Annotated in this window: 19 protein-coding genes and 1 tRNA gene; 13 read left to right on the forward strand and 7 right to left on the reverse strand. The window is 57.9% G+C overall.

Annotation, left to right across the window (positions count from 1 at the left end; all coding sequences use genetic code 11):
- Positions 1-364 precede the first annotated feature (364 nt).
- A tRNA-Val gene (locus ACZ1GS_RS02075) sits at positions 365-440 on the forward strand.
- 430 nt (positions 441-870) lie between these two features.
- On the opposite strand, the gene ACZ1GS_RS02080 is transcribed toward ACZ1GS_RS02075, so the two are convergent.
- Entirely contained in the window at positions 871-1,461 is a 591-nt protein-coding gene (locus ACZ1GS_RS02080) for a TlpA family protein disulfide reductase (RefSeq protein ID WP_472696838.1), read from the reverse strand.
- A gap of 31 nt (positions 1,462-1,492) precedes the next feature.
- Between ACZ1GS_RS02080 and argH the strand changes: the two genes are divergently transcribed.
- Genes argH through ACZ1GS_RS02105 form a run of 5 tightly spaced genes read left to right on the forward strand, consistent with a single transcriptional unit; the run spans position 1,493 to position 5,719 of the window.
- Positions 1,493-2,890: an argininosuccinate lyase gene (gene argH, locus ACZ1GS_RS02085; protein WP_472696839.1), complete on the forward strand. Its 1,398-nt coding sequence runs from the start codon at positions 1,493-1,495 to the stop codon at positions 2,888-2,890.
- Positions 2,887-3,135: an LPS translocon maturation chaperone LptM gene (gene lptM, locus ACZ1GS_RS02090; protein WP_472696840.1), complete on the forward strand. Its 249-nt coding sequence runs from the start codon at positions 2,887-2,889 to the stop codon at positions 3,133-3,135. Before argH ends, lptM begins: the two co-directional genes overlap by 4 nt.
- A gap of 58 nt (positions 3,136-3,193) precedes the next feature.
- Positions 3,194-4,453 (forward strand): diaminopimelate decarboxylase, encoded by a 1,260-nt coding sequence (gene lysA, locus ACZ1GS_RS02095; RefSeq protein WP_472696841.1) that lies wholly within the window; start codon positions 3,194-3,196, stop codon positions 4,451-4,453.
- A gap of 3 nt (positions 4,454-4,456) precedes the next feature.
- A complete protein-coding gene (locus tag ACZ1GS_RS02100; RefSeq protein ID WP_472696842.1) occupies positions 4,457-5,227 on the forward strand; it encodes a precorrin-2 dehydrogenase/sirohydrochlorin ferrochelatase family protein in 771 nt (256 codons plus the stop codon).
- Between the two features lie 18 nt (positions 5,228-5,245).
- Complete coding sequence (locus tag ACZ1GS_RS02105; RefSeq protein ID WP_472696843.1) at positions 5,246-5,719, forward strand: DUF2721 domain-containing protein; 474 nt, start codon at positions 5,246-5,248, stop codon at positions 5,717-5,719.
- A 369-nt stretch (positions 5,720-6,088) separates the two neighbouring features.
- Here ACZ1GS_RS02105 and ACZ1GS_RS02110 read toward each other — a convergent pair whose 3' ends face one another.
- A complete protein-coding gene (locus ACZ1GS_RS02110) occupies positions 6,089-6,682 on the reverse strand; it encodes a hypothetical protein (protein WP_472696844.1) in 594 nt (197 codons plus the stop codon).
- A gap of 50 nt (positions 6,683-6,732) precedes the next feature.
- On the opposite strand from ACZ1GS_RS02110, the gene ACZ1GS_RS02115 reads away from it, so the two are divergent.
- From ACZ1GS_RS02115 to ACZ1GS_RS02140, 6 genes are all read left to right on the forward strand, one after another.
- On the forward strand, positions 6,733-7,500 hold the full coding sequence (locus ACZ1GS_RS02115) for a TlyA family RNA methyltransferase (protein ID WP_472696845.1): 768 nt from the start codon (positions 6,733-6,735) through the stop codon (positions 7,498-7,500).
- A gap of 61 nt (positions 7,501-7,561) precedes the next feature.
- Entirely contained in the window at positions 7,562-8,728 is a 1,167-nt protein-coding gene (locus tag ACZ1GS_RS02120; RefSeq protein ID WP_472696846.1) for a mechanosensitive ion channel family protein, read from the forward strand.
- Between the two features lie 111 nt (positions 8,729-8,839).
- Complete coding sequence (locus tag ACZ1GS_RS02125; RefSeq protein WP_472696847.1) at positions 8,840-10,018, forward strand: acetyl-CoA C-acyltransferase; 1,179 nt, start codon at positions 8,840-8,842, stop codon at positions 10,016-10,018.
- A 128-nt stretch (positions 10,019-10,146) separates the two neighbouring features.
- Positions 10,147-10,506, forward strand: a complete 360-nt coding sequence (locus ACZ1GS_RS02130; RefSeq protein ID WP_472696848.1) for a thiol-disulfide oxidoreductase DCC family protein — start codon at positions 10,147-10,149, stop codon at positions 10,504-10,506.
- Entirely contained in the window at positions 10,503-10,997 is a 495-nt protein-coding gene (locus tag ACZ1GS_RS02135; RefSeq protein WP_472696849.1) for a DUF427 domain-containing protein, read from the forward strand. Before ACZ1GS_RS02130 ends, ACZ1GS_RS02135 begins: the two co-directional genes overlap by 4 nt.
- A gap of 97 nt (positions 10,998-11,094) precedes the next feature.
- Positions 11,095-11,388 carry a putative quinol monooxygenase gene (locus ACZ1GS_RS02140; RefSeq protein WP_472696850.1) on the forward strand — a complete coding sequence of 98 codons (294 nt, stop codon included), beginning with the start codon at positions 11,095-11,097 and terminating at the stop codon, positions 11,386-11,388.
- Between the two features lie 10 nt (positions 11,389-11,398).
- Here the strand turns inward: ACZ1GS_RS02140 and ACZ1GS_RS02145 are convergent, their stop codons facing one another.
- Positions 11,399-12,958, reverse strand: coding sequence for an acyl-CoA synthetase (locus ACZ1GS_RS02145; protein ID WP_472696851.1), 1,560 nt, complete (start codon positions 12,956-12,958; stop codon positions 11,399-11,401).
- Positions 12,959-13,287: 329 nt separating this feature from the next.
- Here ACZ1GS_RS02145 and ACZ1GS_RS02150 point away from each other — a divergent pair, with 329 nt between their 5' ends.
- Positions 13,288-13,923, forward strand: coding sequence for a hypothetical protein (locus ACZ1GS_RS02150; protein ID WP_472696852.1), 636 nt, complete (start codon positions 13,288-13,290; stop codon positions 13,921-13,923).
- On the opposite strand, the gene dgcA is transcribed toward ACZ1GS_RS02150, so the two are convergent.
- Genes dgcA through ACZ1GS_RS02170 form a run of 4 tightly spaced genes read right to left on the reverse strand, consistent with a single transcriptional unit; the run spans position 13,920 to position 17,612 of the window.
- Complete coding sequence (gene dgcA / locus ACZ1GS_RS02155) at positions 13,920-14,906, reverse strand: N-acetyl-D-Glu racemase DgcA (protein WP_472696853.1); 987 nt, start codon at positions 14,904-14,906, stop codon at positions 13,920-13,922. The genes ACZ1GS_RS02150 and dgcA overlap by 4 nt on opposite strands.
- Before the next feature lie 36 nt (positions 14,907-14,942).
- Positions 14,943-16,046 (reverse strand): acyltransferase family protein, encoded by a 1,104-nt coding sequence (locus ACZ1GS_RS02160; protein ID WP_472696854.1) that lies wholly within the window; start codon positions 16,044-16,046, stop codon positions 14,943-14,945.
- Positions 16,040-17,443 carry a putative O-glycosylation ligase, exosortase A system-associated gene (locus tag ACZ1GS_RS02165; protein WP_472696855.1) on the reverse strand — a complete coding sequence of 468 codons (1,404 nt, stop codon included), beginning with the start codon at positions 17,441-17,443 and terminating at the stop codon, positions 16,040-16,042. The genes ACZ1GS_RS02160 and ACZ1GS_RS02165 overlap by 7 nt, the downstream gene beginning before the upstream one ends.
- On the reverse strand, positions 17,436-17,612 hold the full coding sequence (locus ACZ1GS_RS02170) for a hypothetical protein (RefSeq protein ID WP_472696856.1): 177 nt from the start codon (positions 17,610-17,612) through the stop codon (positions 17,436-17,438). Before ACZ1GS_RS02170 ends, ACZ1GS_RS02165 begins: the two co-directional genes overlap by 8 nt.
- Positions 17,613-17,637 lie beyond the last annotated feature (25 nt).

Below are 17,637 nucleotides of genomic sequence, written 5' to 3' on the forward strand. Positions count from 1 at the left end.
TACCAATTCCTGACCGCCAGCCGATCTTCTTAGTAAGCGCCTTCGAGCGAGTCGAGCAAGGCCATGGATGTAAAAAAAATGAAATAATTAGATTGACATGGACAACCTGTGGAAATTTCGCATGATCTTTTTAAGTCATTGAAAATAAATAATAAATAGCTGTGGATAATCCGGCAGCTATTGCGAGATCGCGGGATAAGCTTATGTTTTCAATTCTGCCGCGCCAGAGGTGTTAGGTGCTGGTGCGCCAAGCCGAAAATTTTGCTGTTCAAGAGACCAATGAAAAGAAGATCGGAAAGAAGCTTGCCAAAGCGCTCGTGATTTGGCAATGGCCCCAAACGTTCTGCGGGCCTCGCCCGCTGAAGGGCGATTAGCTCAGTTGGTAGAGCGCTTCGTTTACACCGAAGATGTCGGCAGTTCGAGCCTGTCATCGCCCACCATTTTTATTTCCTTAACCTAAGGCGCCGGGCGGCGATATCCGTCGCCTTGGCTATCGCGCCAATAGGCGCGGCGGCCGGTCGGCCTTGCCTCGCTTCGCTCGGTTTGGTGCCTGCCAATGAGGTTTGTCTACCGAGCGAAGCGAGGCAAGCGCGCCCGCGCGCCCGACCCCGGACCTGATCCGGGGGAGGAAAGCCAAGGGCGCGGATGCGCCCGCCCGGCGCTTGAGGTTAAAAAAGACTCCATCCTCCGCCAGCCACCGACGCCAACGAAAATACCAAACCGACGCATCGCGTCGGCAAGCGCGACCGCGCGCCCGACCCCGGACCTGATCCGGGGGAGGAAAGCCAAGGCGACGGATGTCGCCGCCCGGCGCCTGAGGTTAAACAAAGAATCCCGGCGCCTGAGGTCTAATAAAGTCTCCGTCCAGCTTCACCCCTCCGACAGCGTTTCTTCCATCAGCATCGCCGCGCGGGGGCCGTCCCAGTCCATTGCGCCGATGACGCGCCAGACTTCTTTGCCCTTGGCATCATAAAGCACAGTGGTTGGCATCAAGCCCGATCCAAAGCCGAAGCTCAATCCGTTCTCTTCATCGGTATAGGCTTCGAGCTCGCTGAACTGGGCTTTCTCAAAAAACGGGTCCACTTTCTCGGCGCCCTGAATGTCCTGGGAAACAACCAGCACTTTCATCCGGTCTTTCTCCCGGGCTGCCAGTGCGTCGAGCATCGGCATTTCGACAATACAGGGCGCGCACCAGGTTGCCCAGATATTGACCAGCACCGGCTTGCCGGTAAAATCTGACAGGCGGACCGTCTTGCCGTCCGGATCCTTGAACGGCGTGTCGACCATCGCGCTGCCGCGCTGCGCAATGTCCAGACGACCGACGAGACCGCTGTCGCTCTCGAATGTCTCGCCTGCCGGCGCGCCATCATTAACTTGCTCCGCTGGATCAGATTGCTTATCGCAAGCGGACAGCATGGCTGGCAGGCTCAAAAACAGGAATAGTCGTATTACCAATCGCAAATCAGATTCCAATAATCAGAGTTCCAACACGATGTGGGGCGGCCGGTTCGCCGACGGCCCGTCATCGATCATGCGTGAGATAAACGCGTCGATCCCGTTCGACAAGAAATTATGGCGCCAGGATATTCGCGCGTCGCTCGCTCATGTCGCCATGCTCGCAAAGCAGAATATTGTCGAAGCGGAAGACGCGACCCGGATCATCGAAGGTCTCAATCAGATCGCGCAGGAATATGAAACCCAGGGTGTTCCGGAAGATCTAGATCTGGAAGACATCCACATGACAATCGAGGCGCGGCTGACCGAGATTGTCGGTCCCGTCGCCGGGCGGCTCCACACCGCCCGTTCGCGCAATGATCAGGTTGCGACGTCTTTCCGTCTGTGGGTGCGCGATGCGATGGATGATGTGTCCGACGGCCTCTGGGCGTTGCGCGAGGCGCTGATCGCGCGGGCCAAGGAGCAGGCCGATACAATCATGCCGGGCTTCACCCATTTGCAGGTCGCCCAGCCGATCACCATGGGTCACCATTTGCTCGCTTATTATGAAATGTTTGCGCGCGACAGCAGCCGGTTCTGGGCGGCGAAGCAACGCTTGAACCAATCCCCGCTTGGCGCTGCGGCGCTGGCCGGCACCGGATTTCCGGTCGACCGGGACTATACGGCGGAGACGCTGGGGTTCAGCGCCAAAGTCAATGATGACAATATCGCGATGGTCACCAGCAACTCGATGGACAGCGTTTCGGATCGCGATTTTGCGCTCGACTATCTGATGGCAGCCTCGCAAACCGCCCTGCATCTCTCGCGACTGGCCGAAGAGATCATCATCTGGGCGTCGCAGCCTTTTGGCTTTGCAAAGCTCTCCGATCAGTGGTCGACGGGCAGCTCGATCATGCCGCAAAAGCGCAATCCCGATGCCGCGGAACTGATTCGCGGTCATGCCGGACGGATCACCGGATGTCTCAACGCGCTGATGATGACGATGAAAGGCCTGCCGCTCGCCTATTCCAAGGATATGCAGGACGACAAGCCGCCGGTTTTCGAGGCGCATGATCTGCTCGGACTGTCTTTGGCCGCGATGACTGGCATCGTTCAATCGATCACCTTTGTTCCTGAAGCCATGCGCGCAGCGGCGGATAGCGGCTTTTCGACGGCCACGGATCTTGCCGACTGGCTGGTGCGGGCGGTGAACATACCGTTCCGTGAAGCCCATCATATCACCGGTGCGGCGGTAAAACTCTGCGAGGAACGCGGCTGCGGCCTGGCCGATCTGACCGCGGAAGATCTGGTGGCCATCGATGCCCGGGTGGCGGGCCATGAGATGCCGGATTTGAGCGTCGAAGGGTCGGTCGCCAGCCGGACCAGCTATGGCGGAACCGCGCCCGAGCAGGTAAGGCAGCAAATCATGAGGCTCGAACAGACGAATCGATTATGAAAACAGTTGGAAAAATCACCGCTCTGGTAACCCTGACCCTGTTGGCGGCGTGCGGCAATCGCGGCGCGCTGGAGCCCCCCAAGGGGCAGTCGCTGCCGCAGGCGGTCTATGGCGAATCCGAAAGACCGACCGGAGAAGAGCTGATCACGCCGTCGTCCCAGGCGCAACCCGAGCGCAGCGACGAATTGTTGCGGCGGTCCGAAAAACGGCAGGACGACAAGTTTGACCTGCCGCCTCCAGGCTAGCATCCCCTTCCTGTTTAACCGCCCCCTTTGCCGGGCCCTTGTCTGAAAGCCCTTCCTGATGGATCATTTTCAATTGAAAAATGGCGTGCTGCATGCGGAGGATGTTCCGCTGCCGACGATTGCCGCGCAGGTGGGTACACCGGTTTATGTCTATTCCCGCGCGACGCTGGAACGCCACGCCCGCGTGTTTCGCGAAGGGTTGGCAGAGGCCGGGAAGGTGCATCTTGCTTTCGCGGTCAAATCCAATCCCAATCTGGCGGTGCTCAAGATTCTCGCCAACCAGGGCTATGGCGCCGATGTCGTTTCGGGCGGCGAGCTGGAGCGGGCGCTGGCCGCTGGGATGAAGGCGGAAGATATTGTCTTCTCCGGCGTCGGCAAAAGCCGGGCGGAGCTGACTCTGGGTCTCGATAAAGGCATTGGTCAATTCAATCTCGAATCCGAGGAAGAAGGCCAGATGCTCGCGGAGATCGCAGCGGCGCGCGGAGAAGCGGCGTCTGCCACTCTGCGCGTCAATCCGGATGTCGATGCCGGGACCCATGCGAAAATCTCGACCGGGAAAGCCGAGAATAAATTTGGCGTTGCGATTGATGTCGCCCCGGATATTTTTGCGCGATTGTCGAAACTGGACGGATTGAACCTGCGCGGGGTCGCGGTGCATATCGGCAGCCAGCTGCAAAAGCTCGATCCGCTGGAAAAATGCTATACGCGCATGGGACAGCTGGTCGGCGATCTGCGCGCCGCTGGCCACACCATCACTCATGTTGATCTCGGTGGCGGCCTTGGCGTGCCCTACAAGCCGGAGGAAAATCCTCCAAGCCCTGCCGATTACGGCGCCATGGTTGCGCGCGTGACCCAGGGTTGGGATGTGACCTTGATGTTCGAGCCGGGCCGGGTGATTGCCGGCAATAGCGGCGTGATGATGACACAGGTCATCCGGATCAAGCCCGGCGTGAACAGCGATTTCGTGATTGTCGATGCGGCGATGAATGATCTGATGCGGCCGGCCATTTATGATGCCTGGCATCATTTTGAGGCGGTGCAGCCAAACGGGCAAAGCATGACGGCATCGATCGTTGGCCCGATTTGCGAAAGCAGCGATATTTTTGCCAAGGAGCGCAATGTTGACCGGGTAGACACGGATGATCTCGGGATTTTCCGCACCGCTGGTGCCTATGGCGCGACCATGGCGAATACTTATAATAGCCGTCCGCTGGTGCCGGAGGTGCTGGTCGATGGCGCCAAATTTGCGGTGGTGGCCGAGCGGATTGAACCGGCGACGATCATGGCGGCCGAACATGTGCCGGACTGGCTGAAATAGACCATGGAGCAGCTACCGATCTTTGTGACGCTGAAAGGACGCAAGGTCATATTGCTCGGCAGCGGAGAAATGGCGGATGCGAAACGGCGGCTATACGAACGCGCCGGAGCAATCATCACCGATGATGAGCAGGCCGATGCCGCTCTGGCCGTCGTCGCTTGCGAAGAGGATGATGAAGCGGCCGCAGCGGTCGAGCGTCTCAGGGCGCGCGGGTTGCTGGTCAACGCCGTCGACCGGTCGGCGCTTTGTGACTACACCACCCCGGCGATCATTGATCGCGACCCGGTGCTGATTGCCATCGGGACCGGCGGCGCGTCCGCGGGGCTTGCCAAAGCGATACGGCAGCGGCTGGAACGGTTGCTGCCGGCGGGACTGGGCGCTCTGGCCGAAGGACTATTCGCCGCGCGAGACCGGCTGAAACAGATATGGACAGACGGCGCCGATCGCCGCCGGGCAATTGATGCGGCGCTGAGTCCCGGCGGTCCGCTGGACCCGTTTGTCGACCATGGCGCTGAGGCGTTGGACCGCTGGTTGGCCGACCCCAGGGAAGGCAATCCGACCGGGTTGGTGGAGCTTCTACTGGAAAGCGCGGATCCCGACGATCTGACGATCAGACAGGCACGGCTCTTGGGGCAGGCGGATGCCATCTATGCGCAAAGCAGCGTGCCTGAAGCGATTTTGGTCCGTGCGCGCGCCGATGCCGAGCGTTTTGATCTGGACCGCTTCGATGCGACACAGGTCACAGGGCTCACATTGGTGATCCGCTATCGCTAGACGGGAAGAGGGGCTGGCATGACATTGGCATTGGGACAGGGCGAAATCATCACGGTGCTGCAGACCGCATTGGCACCGGCTTTCTTGCTGGTCGCTGTCGGCGGCATGTTGAGCCTGTTTGCCGGACGGCTGGCGCGCATAATCGACCGGTCGCGGATATTGCAGGACCGCTTTGGCGAAACCGAAGGCTATGAACATCAATGCATTGTCGACGAGCTGCACGACCTCCAGCTGCGGATCAAGATCGTCAACAGCGCGATCTATCTCAGCGTCATCAGCGCGATTGTCGCCTGTGTGCTGATCGGTCTGCTGTTTGTCATGGGCCTGACCGGCTTCGACTTGTCGGGCGTGATCGCCGGGGCGTTCATCATCGCGATGAGCCTGCTGTCAATCGCGCTGATCCAGTTCCTCCGGGAAGTGCGGATCGGTATCAAGGACTTCATGATCCGCGAAGAATATCTCGAAAAAACCGAAGCTGCGGAAAACCGATAGGTCCAATGAAAAGAGGCTGTCGATCTCTGGGATCAACAGCCTCTAAGCATGGGTCAGCGGTTGGAAGTGCCGCTGCCGGGTTGCTTGATCGCTAGATCAACGGTGCCCCCCGAACGGATTTTTCCGACCCCTGTGCTGAACCATGAGACATCGGACCACCTCCTTTCGCTTGTTGAAAAAGTACGAACTGTTGCATTGAATTTTCTCCGCTTGTTCGATGATTGGAATGTGAATCATTCGCCAACCGGGAACAAGGCTTGAAATTAATTTATTTGCTGTCACAATCGAAAATTCCGGTTCGCCCGAGGGCGATTTGGGAATTCCAATCCTTTTGAAGCGGTTATCGAATCGATCGGCTGAGCCGAGCGATCAGCGCCGACAATCTTCAACCACGCGCGTAAACTCGGGCCAGATCGGAATAGCCAGCGATTGCAAACCGTCGGTTTCAACCGCGAAGCGTCCGCGGCTGAAAATGATCCGGTCCATCATATAGTCGTCGGTTGGAACCATGATCGCTGCATAATTGACTGGTCCGCCGCTATTGCGTGCAGGAAAGCTCTGCAATCCCGAACTCGCACGAATTGTCATTTGCGCGCCGTCGCTGACCGTGCCTTCGCGCGACAGGAACAGCATATTGCGGGCCTGGTCGCAGCGAATGATGAAGGTTGCATCCACATTGGGCGGTCCGAACAGCGCAATCGAGCCCCGCGCATCCTGGCGATAAACCCAGTCGCCCGAGGTAATCGGCCAATCGGTCCATGCACCGCTGGGCTGAACAACGGCCGGTGTCGCCGCAACGGCAACCGGCATAGCCGGGGCAGGGGCCGCAGCGGGCTGGGCCGCTTTTGCAGGCGCCGGCGCCGGCGTGGGTTCAGACTGGGCCGGTACACAGCTGATCAGGACGGCCGATGAAAGCAGGATGGATCCCACCGTTTGGGCGGACAGGGGTTTTTTGATTCTCATAGGGTTTGAATATGGTCAAAACTTCTCCGTTCGGCTAGTCCCATTCGACCATGGCCTCCGAAGAAACCAAACCAAGCAAGACGGTTAAGGCCCGCATCGACCAGTTGCTGGTCGATCGCGGATTGGCGGAGAGCCGTGCAAAAGCGCAAGCCTATGTGATGGCCGGGTTGGTGATCGTGGCAGATCAGAAAGTGGAGAAGCCCGGGCAGAAATTTGCGGCCGATGTCGCGATTGATCTGAAGGGCAAGGACCATCCCTGGGTTTCGCGCGGCGGTATCAAGCTGGATCATGGTCTCGATCATTTCAATCTGAGCGTCGAAGGGGCCATTGCGATTGATGTCGGCAGCAGCACGGGCGGGTTTACGGATGTTTTGCTCAGCCGGCGCGCGCGCAAAGTCTATGCAGTGGACAGCGGCACCAACCAACTGGCCTGGAAACTGCGCCAGGATGACCGGGTGATCGTCCATGAACAAACCAGCGCCCGTATTCTGACCGACCAGCATATTCCCGAACCGGTTGACGTGATTGTCTGTGATGCAAGCTTCATTTCGTTGACAAAGGTCCTGGAGCGGCCGCTGGAATTTACCAAGTCTGGCGCGATCCTGGTGGCGCTGATCAAACCGCAATTCGAGGCGGAGCGTCATGCGGTTGGGAAAGGCGGAGTCGTCCGCGATGCCGCTGTTCATGATCAGGTCTGCCAGAAAATTGCCGCATGGCTGGAAGCTGCGGGCTGGCTGGTTGATGGCCTGGCGCAAAGTCCGATAACCGGGCCCAAGGGCAATGTCGAATTTCTGATCGCGGCGCGAAAAGCCGGTTGATCGAGGTTCCAGCGAACACACGGGTTGTTTTTCGAGCCCATCCTCATTAGCGATTACCGCCATGACCCCATCGACAGATCCGACCATTATCCCAGAAATTCCTGATTTCGCGGGAACCATCGACCGCTTCATTGTCGCGAGTACAGAATGGATAACCCTCCATTATGTCGAGCTGATCATTGCTTCGATCATCGGCACGGGCATATTCTTTGTGCTGGGCGCCATAAAGCGTTTTGCCGTGCGTTATGTCCGCAACCAGGAAAGCCTGACGGGATACCGGGCGATCTTGACCAAGGCGATTGCCAAGACCACGAAATTGTTCATGTTGATGGTCTCGGCAGAAATTGTCGTGGTGTCGTCCAATGCGCCGGCCAAGATTGTCAATTTTGTCGGCGTGTTGTTCACGATTGCGGTGGTCGTGCAGGTCGCGATCTGGTTGCGCGAGATCATTCTCGGCATTTTTACCCGAAAACTCGACACGGATCCGGACGAGCATGAGACGCTGGCCAATGCCATGACCCTGATCCGCCTGCTGGTGACATTCGTGCTGTTCGCGATCGCCACGATCATGATCCTCGACAATCTGGGTGTCGATGTCACCGGCCTGATCGCCGGTCTCGGAGTTGGCGGGATCGCCATTGGCCTTGCCGCCCAGGGCATTTTTTCCGATCTTTTCGCTGCGCTTTCGATTATCTTCGACAAGCCCTTCCGGCGCGGCGAGGTGATCACTTATGATACAACCACCGGCAAGATCGAGAAGATCGGACTGAAGAGCACCCGGCTCAGAGCCATAACCGGGGAAGAGGTGATCATTTCCAACACCAACTTGCTCGACAAGGAGATCATCAATCTCACCCGGCTGGCGCGCCGCCGAACCCGTTTTGGCATTGGCGTGATCTATCAGACCGAGCCTGACGATGCGCGGCGGATACCGGCTTTGCTGCAAGAGATTGTCGAACAGCATGACGCGGAATTTGTGCGTGCCGGTTTTGTCGGTTTCGGCGATAGTTCGATCAATTTCGAACTCGATTTTGATATTTTGAGCAGCGAATATGAGCCGGTCTTTCAGGGGCGCCATGCCATTGGCCTGGCGATCTTGCAGCGGTTCAACGAGGAAGGCCTTGAATTTGCCTATCCGACCCAGACGACCTTCACCTCTGCGCCCGATGGCAAGATGATCATGCCTTATCCCGAGGGTGGCTTCCCAGTGCATCTGCAAGAGGGTTAGCTTGCCGTAGCGTCAGGACCAGTAGCAAAGAAAAACCTTGTCTATTCGCCAATGAGCAAGGACAATGCGCGCAAATTTCGACTCTAATATCTCACAATAAAGGATCATATCATGCGTGACGCAGTCATCATTTCTACCGCTCGGACCCCGATTGGACGGGCCTATAAGGGTGCCTTCAATGCGACCGCTGGTCCAACCCTCGGCAGCTATGCGGCCAAGGCCGCCGTCGAGCGCGCCGGCATTGATCCGGCCACAGTTGAAGACGTCGTCTGGGGCAGCGCGCTGCAGCAGGGATCGCAAGGCGGAAATCTCGGCCGCAATGTTGCTTTGCGTTCGGGCTTCCCGATCGAAGTGCCTGGCATGACGCTGGATCGCCAGTGCTCGTCCGGCCTGATGGCGATTGCGACGGCCTCCAAGCAGGTGACAATTGACCGCATGGATGTCGTTGTTGGCGGTGGACAGGATTCCATTTCCACCGTGCAGACCCCGGAAATGCGGATCGCCCCGGACAAGGCGCTGGTGGCGATGCATGACGATATCTACATGCCGATGCTGCAGACCGCTGAAGTGGTCGGTGAACGCTATGGCATTTCGCGCGAGGCGTGTGACGAATATGCGCTGAAGTCGCAACAGCGCACCGCAGCGGCACAGGAAGCCGGCAAGTTTGACGACGAGATTGTCGAAGTCACCGCCACCATGGGCGTGCAGGACAAGGAAACCAAAGAGATTTCCATGCATGAAATCACCCTCAGCAAGGATGAAGGCAACCGGCCGTCGACCACGCTCGAAGGTCTGCAGTCGCTGAAGCCGGTGCTGGGAGAAGACAAGATCATCACCGCTGGTAACGCATCGCAGCTGTCCGATGGCAGTTCGGCGAGCGTCGTGATGGAAGCCAGTGCGGCCGAAAAGGCAGGACTCAGTCCACTCGGCCGCTATGTTGGCATGGCGGTGGCGGGCACCAAGCCCGATGAAATGGGCATTGGTCCGGTTTTCGCCATTCCCAAATTGCTCGAGAAATTTGACCTGAAAATGGACGATATCGGTCTGTGGGAACTCAACGAAGCTTTTGCTGTGCAGGTGCTTTATTGCCAACAGAAGCTCGGCATTCCCGATGAGCTGCTGAACGTCAATGGCGGTTCGATCTCAATCGGCCATCCTTATGGCATGACGGGTGCGCGCTGTACCGGCCATGCCCTGATTGAAGGCAAACGCCGCGGTGCAAAATATGCCGTGGTCACCATGTGTATCGGTGGTGGGCAAGGCGCGGCTGGTCTGTTCGAAATTCTGTAAAAACTGCGAAAGATCCAAGCGACAGGAACAGGGCGCCCTTTCTCCCTCGGGAGCGAGGGCGTTTTGCTTGGGGCATACCCCCTAAAGGACAGACAGACTCAAGCAGATAATTGCAATAACCCGTCTTCATGGCCCAAGTTACAGTCTGGTTTGATGGCGGATGCCCCTTATGTTTGCGGGAAATCGCGCTGATGCGGCGGCTCGACACCCGCGATGCGATCACCTTTGTGGACGTCTCGGACCAGCGATCCGAATGTCCGCTGGATCGCGACCGTCTGCTTGCGCGATTCCATGCTTCGGAAGGGGGCCGGATCGTTTCGGGCGCTGCCGCCTTTGCAGCCATGTGGCGGGCCATTCCGGTGCTCAGGCCATTGGGACTGTTGGCCAGAAACCGGTTCCTACTATCGGGCCTCGAATGGCTTTATCGCCGGTTTCTGGTGGTCCGGCCAAGATTACAGTCCGTTATGAAGCAGAGAAAATTGCTATGACTATTACCCGAGATCCGGTCCTTCCGGGCCAGGAAAGCGTCTGGGATTATCCGCGCCCCGCCATTGCCGAGGCCAATGACAAGCATCTTCGGATCATCCATCACGGTGCGGTTGTCGCAGACACCCGGGCCGGGTTCCGGACCCTGGAAACCAGTCATCCCCCGACCTATTATTTCCCCCAGGATGCCGTGAACTGGGATATTCTGGCCAGCAATGGTCATCGGTCGCTTTGTGAATGGAAAGGGCAGGCCCATTATTGGGACGCTGTAATCGCCGGTGATGTCATGCCATCGGTTGCCTGGAGCTATCCCCAGCCCACTGAGTCCTTTGCCATGATCAAGGACTGTGTCGCCTTTTATCCCGATCCGTTTGATCAGTGCCTGGTCGATGGCGAAGTGGTGATTCCGCAGCCAGGCGGTTTCTATGGTGGCTGGATCACCTCGCATGTCGCCGGCCCGTTCAAGGGCGTGCCTGGAAGCCGTTTCTGGTAAGGTGCAGCAACTCCCTGCAAAATGGGGTTGCGCCCAACCGCAGGCTAGTGAACAGTCCCGGTTTGACCATCCTATCACAGAATGAGGAACAGCAATCATGGCAGCAATAGGCATCGTCGCGACATTGACCGTCGCAGAAGGCAAAAACGCGGAATTTGAAGCGGCCTTCACCGAATTGGCGGCAGCGGTCCGAGCGAATGAACCGGGCAATGAATTCTATTCTGTGTTTCAGTGCAAGGACAACCCGCAGCAATATAAGGTCCTCGAGCGCTATGTGGACCAGGCCGCTCTGGAGGCGCACGGCCAGTCCGCCCATTTCAAAGCGAGCGGTGCCAGTCTCGCCCCTTGCATGGCGGCAGCGCCAGTGATCGAGCATCTCGACGGCATATGATGTCTGGCGTCTAACTGACGCTGCGGTCTTGCCCTTCCCAATAGGGCGCCCGTAAATCCCGTTTCAACACCTTGCCCGCGCCTGAAAGGGGGAACGGCTCGGTTCGGAAGGTGACGGAGCGCGGGCATTTATAGCCTGCGATTTGGCTTTTGCAGTGGGCGATAATTTCCTCTTCCGTCGGCTGGTTTCCAGCCGCTGGAATGATAATCGCGTGGACGGCTTCGCCCCATTGTTCGCTGGGAATGCCAACCACCGCAACGCCGGCGACGCCGGGATGGGTTGAAATGGCGCTTTCAACTTCGGCCGAAAAGACGTTTTCGGCGCCCGAAACAATCATGTCCTTCATCCGGTCGACAATATAGACGAAGCCTTCTTCGTCCTGATAGGCGCCGTCACCGGTGCGGACCCAGCCGTCCACCAGGGCGGCGGCGGTCTGCTCGGGCTTTTGCCAATATCCCAGCATGGTGCCGGGACTCCGTGCCGCGATTTCTCCCACCGTGCCGGTCGGCAACCGCTGTCCCGATTCGTCGATAATCTTGACCTCGCATCCCAGCGCCGGACGGCCTGCCGAGCGGATGCGACCGGCCTGGGGGCCTTCCATGATATGGTCCTTGTTGTCGAGAACCGTCACCAGCGGTGCCATCTCTGTTTGACCATAGACCTGGGCAAAATCGATATGCTTCATTTCCGCCATGGCCTTGCGCAGCAGTCCCTCTGGCATCGGAGAGGCGCCGTAGACATATTGTTTGACCGATTGCAGTTTTTCGGCCTTGAAAGAGGGATGATCCAGGATCATGCCAAGCATGGTCGGCACCAGAAGCAGATTGGTAACCTTGTGTTCGGCAATCGCGTTCAGGGTCGATTCCGGTTCAAAGGACGGGACATAGACATTGGTGCCGCCAACCATTGCCACCGCGCCGCCACCGGCCAGATCGGCCATATGGAACATCGGTGCGGTATGGAGATAGATGGCATCGGAATCGAAATTGAGATGCATCGCGCAGATCAGGTAATTATACCAAAGCGCCCGTTGCGGCACCATCACGCCTTTGGGAAATCCGGTTGTTCCGCCGGTATAAAACAAGCCTGCCAGATCCTCATCGCTGCGTTCGGCATCGGCGCATGGCTCATGATCCGCTATCAGTTGTTCATAGGACAGCATCCCCTCTGGAACCTGTCCGTCGTCCAGATAGACGAGGGTGCGGATGGTTTTGGCCTCATCACCCATTGCAGGGATCATCGGCGCGAAAGTTTCGTCGACAAACAGTATTTCTGCGCCAGAATCGTTCAGCGAATAGGCATTTTCTGCAGCGGACCAGCGCGTATTCATCGGAACGACCGCGCCACCGGCCCACCAGACCGCGAACATATATTCGGTATAGCGATCGGAATTCAGCGCCAGTATCGCCACGCGGTCGCCGTCTTTCATGCCGATTTTCTTGAGCGCCGCAGCCAGGCGGGAAACGCGGATGCGCAATTCCTGCCAGCTTTGGCGACGGTCACCGTCGATCGTGGCGAGATGGTCTGGCCGGGTATCGGCCGCGCTGTGGAGAACTTGCGTGAGATGCATGATAATGTTTCCCTGTTCCTGACGTGTCGGATCTATGGGGGACGATTGATCGCTTCACTTTTTTGCATCCAAAGCTATCGCCGGAAAAAGTCATAAACGCAATGCGGTTGGATTTGGGATCCACGATTTGGACAACCGTCAGGGCTGCCGCCAGAAAAACTTGCAGTTGAACCTAAATTTCTTGGTTTTCCGACCGTTTATAAACCTATCATGGGGTGCGATCTAATTCAGAATTTCAAGAAATTGACAAATTCGGCCAGCTTAACACAATATTTTCCTGGCCAGGCATATTCTGTAACTAAGAACACCGGACCAAAGAGAGCTTAGTTATGCAGATCAACAATCACGCTCAATTTGCCAATTCCCGGCCGGCCGCTCAGGCCAGTCCGGCCGTGGAGGTTCCGATCGCGGAAGAGCGGATTGCGCCACGCCAGCAACTGGTATTGCGTGCGGCGAAGCTGGTTACGGACAGAACCGAATGTGTCTGCGTTGTGCGCGATGTGTCTGCGAGCGGTTTGAAAGCGAAGCTGTTTCAGCCGATTCCGGCAATTTCGGAATGTCATATCGAATTTGCCAATGCCGCCCGGTTCCCGATCCGCAAAGTATGGGAGAAATCCGATCATGCGGGTTTTTCATTTCTCAACCCGGTCGATCTGGAAGAAATCATCAAGCTGCCGTTCAATGAATATCCCAAGCGCGGCTTGCGATTGAATATCGGGCGAGACATTCGTATTGGCCACGCAGGATCGGCGCGCTCCGGCAGCTTGCTCAATATTTCGCAAAATGGCATCTGCATTTCCTGTGACGAACCGCTGCCCACCAAGGAAAAACTCTATATCCGCTGCGGAACCCTGCCGCCACTCAATGGGTATATCCGCTGGGGTGGCAATAGCCTCTACGGTATCATGCTGGCCGAGCCGCTGACGCTGGAAAATCTCGCCAAATTCACCGGCAAGGGGTTTTAGCGGGAAGCCCCGGTATCTCGGACTTCCGAAATCAGACCATCGGTAAAATCCATGCCGCCGGGCCGGTCTTGTTCCAACAGGAGCGGCCCATCGAGATCCACCCATTGCGCGCGCTGGGCCAGCGCAAAGGCCGGCCGGATGGCGAGAGAAGTCGACAACATGCAGCCGACCAGGACATGCAAACCCGCATTGTCAGCGGCGTCACATAAGGCGATCGCTTCGGTCAGCCCACCGGTTTTGTCGAGCTTGACGTTGACGGCGTCATAAAACCGCGCGAGCCGCGGGATGTCCTGACTATCATGGCAGCTCTCGTCAGCACAGAGCGGGATCGGTGACCGGACACCGGCCAGCAGCTCATCGCGGCCAGCGGAAACCGGCTGTTCGATCAGCTCCACCCCCAAGTCGGCCAGCACGCTGGCTTCCTGACCGATATCGATCGCATCCCAACTTTCATTGGCATCGACAATCAGCCGCGCTTTCGGCGCCCCGCGATGCACGGCGGCCACGCGGGCGCGATCATGGTCGCCGGACAGCTTGATCTTGAGCAAAGCGTGGGATTTGGCGGCAGCTCTCGCATCGGCTTCCATCCGGTCGGGATGATTGAGAGAAATCGTAAAAGCAGTGACCAGCGGCTTCGGCTCGGGGAGGCTGGCACGTTGCCACAACGATGTTCCGGTTTTTTGGCATTCCAGATCCCACAGCGCGCAATCGACCGCATTGCGGGCGGCACCGGCCGGCATGACGGCTTGCAACTCTGCACGATCAATGGTGTCGCGCTTCTGGCCCAGCCGGTTGATCGCTGCGGCACAATCCTCGGCGGTTTCGCCTTGATAGTATATTGCGGTTGCTTCGCCCTGGCCGGTGAACACGCTGTCGGAAATCGTGCAGACGATGACGTCGACAAATGTCTTGGCGCCGCGGCTGATAATGAACGCCCCGTCGACGGGCCAGCGTTCAACCTTGGCGGAGATGGACATAGACATGGGACCATCCCTAGCAGGGCAAGCGGGAGGAGCCAGTTATTTTGTGGCAAGGCTCGCGGTTGTTGCGGGGGACCATCGCAGCAGCAGCTTCTGACCCCGCTTTTCGACGACATGGTAAAGCAGTGCGGATATCCCGAAAGTCAGCGCCACGAACAGCGCCACGAGATGTGGTGCGACATAGAGCGGGTCAGCCACGAACAGAATTTTGAACGCCACGAAAAGCATGAAATGAACGAGATAGGTCGCGTAGCTGATTTCGCCGAAATAGTGCAATACACGGTGGTTGAGCGGGTTGCTCGCCCTTTCGGCAAAAATCGCCATGCCGATCAAGAACAGCGCGAAAGCGGCGGGCACCAGCAGCGTTTCCATGATCCCGAAAAAGGCAAAGACCAGAAACAGGACCAGGCCGGACAGGCTTGTCACATGGGCCATCTGCCAGTCTTTTCGCCAGCGCGTCCACAAGACACATAACACGGTCCCCAAGGTAAATTGGATCAGACAACGGACCAGACCCGTGCGCGGAATATCATCGCCCAAGGTGGCATAGGATTGCAGCGAAAAATAAAGGTGCAGGCTGATGATCAGCAGCCCCGCGATCCCGATCAACGCGGTGGTCGAGCAACGCTGCCAGGGCGCACCGATGGCCAGCAACGGAAACAGGACATAGGCCGCCATTTCCGTGCTGATCGACCAGGCCGGATGATTCCAGCTCAGCGCCGATGTGAAGCCCCAATTTTGCAGCAGCACGATGTGCAGCGGCAATTCGTGCAACGGATAGCCGGTCTCATAGTCGCGGCCCGTGGCAATGAGAACGCCGACAAAAGCAATGGTGGCCAGCAGGATGAACAGGTGCAACGGCCAGATGCGCGCCACCCGCCGCCACAGGAAAGCGGCCGAGAAACCAATCCCGCGATCCGCAAATTTGTCGGCATAGCTAAGCCAGATCACAAATCCGGACAGCAGAAAGAAAAAATCGACCGCCAGATAGCCCTTGGCCAGAAACGCCATGACGGTGTCGGGCAGATAGGTGCCAATCCCGGACCGGATATGATAAAAAACCACCAGCCAGGCCGCGATCCCCCGCAAGCCGGTCAAGGCGCGCAAATCGGGTTTGGCGGGTGTTTTTGCCGCACCTACCATGCGCGCTTGCCCGGGTCCGCCAAAGGCTTGCGGGCCAATGCCGTGTTCTTGACGATCGGCTTCCATTTGGCTTCCGCAGACCGGCGGGTCATATAGGTGTCGAGCCCGATCTGCATTGCCACCAGCATGTAGATGAACGGTTGATAGGCAACCCCGACGAACAGCGCCCCAACCAGATAGATGATATGGCCATGTTGCAGCGCGAGCGCGAGCGGTGACACCCATAATTCGCCCTGCTTCTGGGTATTTTTATAGCGCCGGCGCAAGACTTCCATGCGCCAGATGCCGCCGCCATGGATCAGCATCCAGATGACCAGGCCGGGGAAGCCCTGTTCCCCGAGCATTTCGAAATAGGAACTGTGAAATGCCCGACCTTCGTCGACAACCTCAATCGGGCCGGTATCCTCGATCTCATAGTCGACCTCCTCTTCCGGCTTGTTCTTGTCTTCGGCCAGATCATAAGTCAGCTTGTTGATCAGATAGACGTTGAAGCCGCCGCCAAACGGGTTGTTTTTGACATATTCCCAGGTCCACTGCCACACCGCGATCCGCGTCGAAGCCGACTCGTCAGCCTTGACATTCTGCAGCGTTTCCATCCGTTCGGTGAAGCTTTGCGGCAGGAACGGAATCGACATCAGACCGAGAGTCACTGCCAGTCCCGCATAGAGAAAGCGGTGCTTGTTGAAGCGCAATGTCAGGATCGCCAGGACGACGATGCAGACCAGACCGGTGCGCGCCTGGGTCCCGACCGGGATCAGCAAGGCTGCGAATATCAGGGCGGTGGAAAAGAGCTTCACGCGCCAGTCCGGCGGAAAAATGGTTCCGAATTTGGCCAGCCAGAGGATCAGCGGAATGATCGCGATGGCCACCATCGACATCGTGCTGCCTTCGTAAAGGCCGCTATTGTCGTCCACCAGCAGCACCAGAACGCCATAGCCGCCGCCCGAGGCAAGGGTCTTGATCCCGCCGGTGATGATCAGCGTCGCAGCGCAAAGCACCATGAACAGGGCGAGCGCCTCGAGCCGCAATTTCGTGCGCAGGGTGAGGGGCAGGAAGATCGCAAAGACCATCGCCTTCCACACCCAGTCCCATTTCTCGAGCGCAGCCTCGGGCACCGCCGCCTGCAGGGTGGTATAGCCGCAATAGGCGAGCAACAGGACCATCAGGCCCTGGCGAACCGAAAACCGGCTGTCTCGTTTGTCGTCGGAAAACAGATATCCCAGAAACGCCATCGCGAAAACGATCAGCGAAACCGGCACCGAGTTGAGCATGAAATAGCTCAGCCGCTGGGGCGCGATAATATCGATATAGGCGTAAACCAAGGTGAACAGAAAGGGGCGCTTGAAGGCGATGAACAGCAACGCCACCAGATAGCCGACGAAAACAAGATCACGCATCGCGATCTCCGTCTGACCATGTGCCGTCTGCTTTGCGAGCGCCGAAGCCCGCGGGTTCCTTGTCCGGTTCCGGTGGTTCCTCCTGATCGAGGTCCGGCCGATGAATCAACCGCCAGGCCGCCAGCAGCAGCAGCCCATGTGTCAGAGCGATTGAAAAATTGTCGACCATAGAAGCACGTCATTCCCGGTTTAGG

Source organism: Parasphingorhabdus sp. W113 (assembly GCF_055693205.1).